1 protein-coding gene is annotated in these 365 nt (G+C 70.4%); it reads left to right on the top strand.

What is annotated here, in order from left to right:
- Nucleotides 1-365 (top strand): TetR family transcriptional regulator (locus tag UK12_RS33700; RefSeq protein WP_197085403.1); only part of this gene is annotated, 365 nt, incomplete at both ends.

The raw sequence follows: 365 nt of genomic DNA on the forward strand, positions 1-365 counted from the left end.
ACTGCCATCGCGGATGCCGCCTTCGGACTCTTCGCCGAGCGCGGCTTCGACCGGGTCACCGTCGCGGAGGTGGCCCGCGCCGCTGGGGTCGCGGTCAACACGGTCTTCAACTACTTCCCGGCCAAGGAGGATCTGCTCTTCGACCGGCAGGCCGACGTGGAGCAGCGGCTGGCCCAAGTCGTCCACAGTGCGCCTCCTGAGCAGTCGGCTGTCGGCGCGGTCCGGGCAGACCTCATGGCGGCCTTGGAGCGCGGCGAGCCGACGCTCGGGCTCAACCCCGCAGCGGCGGACTTCTGGCGAGTGGTGGCTGACAGTCCGGCACTTCGGGCGCGCGCGAGAGAGATCAGCGAAAACACCGAGGCCGC

The organism is Saccharothrix sp. ST-888, from assembly GCF_000955975.1.
Classification (GTDB): Bacteria; Actinomycetota; Actinomycetes; order Streptomycetales; family Streptomycetaceae; genus Kitasatospora.